The sequence below is a fragment of the Mesorhizobium sp. genome (assembly GCF_024509055.1).
GTDB lineage: Bacteria > Pseudomonadota > Alphaproteobacteria > Rhizobiales > Rhizobiaceae > Mesorhizobium.
On record NZ_JANINM010000290.1, the window covers coordinates 1 to 2,118 of the forward strand.

Annotated in this window: 3 protein-coding genes; all 3 read left to right on the forward strand. The window is 66.7% G+C overall.

Annotated elements, in window-relative coordinates; all coding sequences use genetic code 11:
- Window positions 1-808 (forward strand): myo-inosose-2 dehydratase (gene iolE, locus Q0L57_RS13180; RefSeq protein WP_296743269.1); only part of this gene is annotated, 808 nt, incomplete at its 5' end.
- A 22-nt stretch (window positions 809-830) separates the two neighbouring features.
- Window positions 831-1,928, forward strand: coding sequence for an ABC transporter ATP-binding protein (locus Q0L57_RS13185; RefSeq protein WP_296743271.1), 1,098 nt, complete (start codon window positions 831-833; stop codon window positions 1,926-1,928).
- The coding region (locus Q0L57_RS13190; RefSeq protein ID WP_296743272.1) for a hypothetical protein at window positions 1,925-2,118 on the forward strand (194 nt) is incomplete at its 3' end. The genes Q0L57_RS13185 and Q0L57_RS13190, both read left to right, overlap by 4 nt.

A 2,118-nucleotide genomic window follows, 5' to 3' on the forward strand; every position in this document is an offset into this window, starting at 1 on the left:
GCAGGCCGGCTATGCCGGCACCGAGCTTGGCGGCAAGTTCCCGCGCGACAGCCGCCTGCTCCGACCCATCCTCGACCATTACGGGCTGGCCCTGGTGTCCGGCTGGTATGACGGCCGCATCTGCGAGCGGGATGCAGAGGAAGAGTTCGAGGCTATCCGGCCGCATCTGATGCTGTTGCGCGACCTCGGCGCCAGGCAGGTCGTCTATGCCGACACCTCGCGCGGCAGGCACGGCGCGATCCACGATCCGATCTCGCAACGGCCGAAGCTCGCGGCGGATGAGTGGAAGCCCTATGGGGAAAAGATCACACGGCTCGCCGAACGCTTCGCCGACTTCGGCGTCGGCATGGCTTTCCACCATCACATGGGCACCATCGTCGAGACCGATGCGGAGATCGACAGGCTGATGCAGACCACCGGCACGGCGGTCGGGCTGCTCTACGATACCGGCCATTGCGCCTTTTCCGGCGGCGATCCGGAGAGGCTGTTGCGCCGGCATGTCGGCCGCGTCGTGCATGTGCATTGCAAGGATGTGCGCCCGGCGATGCTGAAGAAGGCGCGCGACACCGACATGAGCTTCATGGGCGCGGTGATGGAAGGCATCTTCACCGTGCCGGGCGACGGCGCGATCGACTATGCGACGCTGCTCAATATCCTCGCCGACAAGGGCTATTCCGGCTGGCTGGTGGTCGAGGCCGAGCAGGACCCGGCCAAGGCGCATCCGCTGACCTATGCCACCATGGGCTACCGCAACCTGAAGAAGCTGGCGCAAGATGCCGGTTTCTACGTGCATGAGCGCGGGGCTTGAGTAAGGCAGGGGTGCTGGGGGAATGGGGTCGGTAGTCTTCAAGAGCGTGGTCAAGAATTTCGGCGCACTCAACGTGCTGCGATCGCTCGACCTCGCCGTGCCGGATCACAAGTTCCTCGCCCTTCTCGGTCCTTCGGGCTGCGGCAAGACGACGGCGCTGCGCCTCCTGGCCGGGCTGGACATGCCGACCGCCGGCAAGGTGTTCATCGGCGAGCGCGACGTCACCCGGCTGCAACCGCGCGACCGCGACATCGCAATGGTCTTCCAGAGCTACGCGCTCTATCCGCAGATGACGGTCGCCGACAACATCGGCTATCCGCTGTGGATACGCGGCACGCCCGAGGCCGAGCGCAAGGCCAAGATCGGCGAAGTCGCCGCCATCCTCGAAATCGGCCATCTGCTCGACCGCCGGCCACGCCAGCTTTCCGGTGGCCAGAGGCAGCGCGTGGCGCTGGCCCGCGCCATCGTGCGCGACCCGGCGGCCTTCCTGATGGACGAGCCGCTGTCCAATCTCGACGCACGGCTGCGGCTCACCATGCGCGGCGAGATCAAGCGGCTTTGCCAGCGCCTCAGCGCCACCACCATCTACGTCACCCACGACCAGGTCGAGGCGCTGACGATGGCCGACCTCGTCGCCGTCATGCATGGCGGCGAGCTGCAGCAGATGGCCCCGCCGATCGAGATCTACGACCGTCCGGCAAACCGCTTCGTCGCCACCTTCGTCGGCAACCCGCCGATGAACATCCTGCCGGCCGGGCTTGCCGAGCAAGGCGTGGTCGCCGGCGGCAGGACCGTACCGCTTGACCCGGCACGGCTCGAGGCATGCCGCCGCGCCGGGATCGTCGAGATCGGGCTGCGCCCGGAAGACTGCCTCGTCGCCCAACCGGACGCGATGAATGCCCTGCCCGGCGAGATCTATGTCGTCGAGCCCATGGGCAACGAGACGCTGGTCAACGTCCGCCTCGAAGGCGGCAACGTCTCGGTGCGGGCCGGCCGCGATTTCCGCGGCGCGGTCGGCGAAAATATCGGCGTCGCCTTCGACCCCGCGAACGCTTGTTTCTTCAACGCGGCCGGCCTGACCGCCGTCCATCGGGTCAACAGCAATGGGAGAGAGAAATGACGCATTCCAGCAGACTTACTCGACGCTCCATCATCAAGGGCGGGCTTGGCCTTGCGCTCGCCAGCACGGCGCTGACGACCCTCGGCTTGCCCATGCCGGCCAAGGCTGCCGGCAAGAAGGTGATCATCGGGGCCTTCGCCGATGGCGGGCTGACGCCGTTCAAGGAAAAGATCATCCCGCTGGCGAAGGA